Annotated in this window: 1 protein-coding gene; it reads left to right on the top strand. The window is 64.7% G+C overall.

The window, feature by feature from the left end:
* On the top strand, positions 1-1,713 hold a 1,713-nt coding region (gene xsc, locus FKG95_RS29455), incomplete at its 5' end, for a sulfoacetaldehyde acetyltransferase (RefSeq protein ID WP_142900046.1).
* Between the last annotated feature and the right edge of the window lie 37 nt (positions 1,714-1,750).

Raw genomic sequence — 1,750 nt, 5'->3', positions numbered from 1 at the left:
TTTGGGATTATCGGGTCAGCGATGATGCCGGTATCGGATTTGTTTCCGCGCGCGGGCGTGACTTTCTGGGACTGCGCGCATGAGACCAACGCGGGCATGATCTGCGACGGCTATACCCGCGCGACCGGCAAGATGGCCATGGCCATTGCCCAGAACGGTCCGGGGGTGACCGGTTTCGTGACGGCGATCAAGACCGCCTACTGGAACCATACGCCGATGCTGCTGGTCAGCCCGCAGGCGGCCAACAAGACCATCGGCCAGGGCGGCTTCCAGGAGGTCGAGCAGATGGCCCTGTTCCGCGACATGGTCTGCTATCAGGAAGAAGTCCGCGACGCCTCGCGGATCCCCGAGGTGCTGAACCGGGTGATCGAGAAGGCGATCCGCGGCTCCGCCCCGGCGCAGATGAACATCCCGCGCGACTTCTGGACCCAGGTGATCGATGTGGAACTGCCCCAGATCGTGCGCCTGGAGCGTCCCGCCGGCGGTGAAGACGCCATCGCCGAGGCCGCCCGCCTGCTCTCCGAAGCCAAGTTCCCGGTGATCCTCTCGGGGGCCGGTGTGGTGATCGGCAACGCGATCCCCGACTGCGTGGCTCTGGCCGAGCGTCTGGACGCGCCGGTCTGCAGCGGCTACCAGCACAACGACAGCTTCCCGGGCAGCCATCCGCTGGCCGCCGGCCCGCTGGGCTACAACGGCTCGAAGGCCGGGATGGAGCTGATCGCCAAGGCCGACGTGGTGCTGGCCCTGGGCACGCGGCTCAATCCCTTCTCCACCCTGCCGGGCTACGGCATCGATTACTGGCCCAAGGACGCCAAGATCATCCAGGTGGACATCAACTCCGACCGCATTGGCCTGACCAAGAAGGTCTCTGTGGGTATCTGCGGCGACGCCAAGAAGGTGGCCAAGCAGCTTCTGGAGCAGCTGGCCCCGACGGCCGGCGATGCGGACCGGGAGGCGCGCAAGGCGACGATCCATCAGACCAAGTCGGCCTGGCTGCAGGCGCTGAGCTCGATGGATCACGAGGACGACGATCCGGGCACGAGCTGGAACGAGGAAGCCCGGGAGAGAGACTCGGAGCGTCTTTCGCCGCGCCAGGCCTGGCGTGCGATCCAGGCGGGTCTGCCGAAGGAAGCGATCATCTCGAGCGACATCGGGAACAACTGCGCGATCGGCAATGCCTATCCGACCTTCGAAGAGGGCCGGAAGTATCTGGCACCGGGTCTGTTCGGTCCTTGCGGCTATGGCTTCCCGGCGATCATCGGGGCGAAGATCGGCTGTCCCGAGACGCCTGTTGTGGGCTTTGCCGGTGACGGTGCCTTTGGGATCTCGATGAACGAAATGACCTCGATCGGGCGTGACGAGTGGCCTGCGATCACCATGGTGATTTTCCGGAATTACCAGTGGGGGGCCGAGAAGCGCAACACGACGCTGTGGTTCGACAACAACTTCGTGGGCACGGAGCTGGATAAGAACCTGAGCTATGCGAAGGTTGCCGAGGGTTGCGGCCTGAAGGGCGTGACGGTGACCAATCAGGAGGAGCTGACGTCCGCTCTGAAGACCGCCTGCGCGGCGCAGAAGGACGGGGTCACGACCTTCATCGAGGTGATCCTGAACCAGGAGCTGGGCGAGCCCTTCCGGCGCGACGCCATGAAGAAGCCGGTCGCCGTCGCGGGCATCGACCCCAAGGACATGCGGCCCCAACCTTCTCTTTAAAGGGGCCGAGCCTCTAAAGGGGCAATTCGTATAGACG

Origin of the sequence: Denitrobaculum tricleocarpae, assembly GCF_007004665.1 — a bacterium.
GTDB lineage: Bacteria > Pseudomonadota > Alphaproteobacteria > Kiloniellales > Kiloniellaceae > Denitrobaculum > Denitrobaculum tricleocarpae.
Note: the sequence above shows the minus strand (reverse complement) of the source record. Positions and strands in the feature narration are given on the sequence as shown.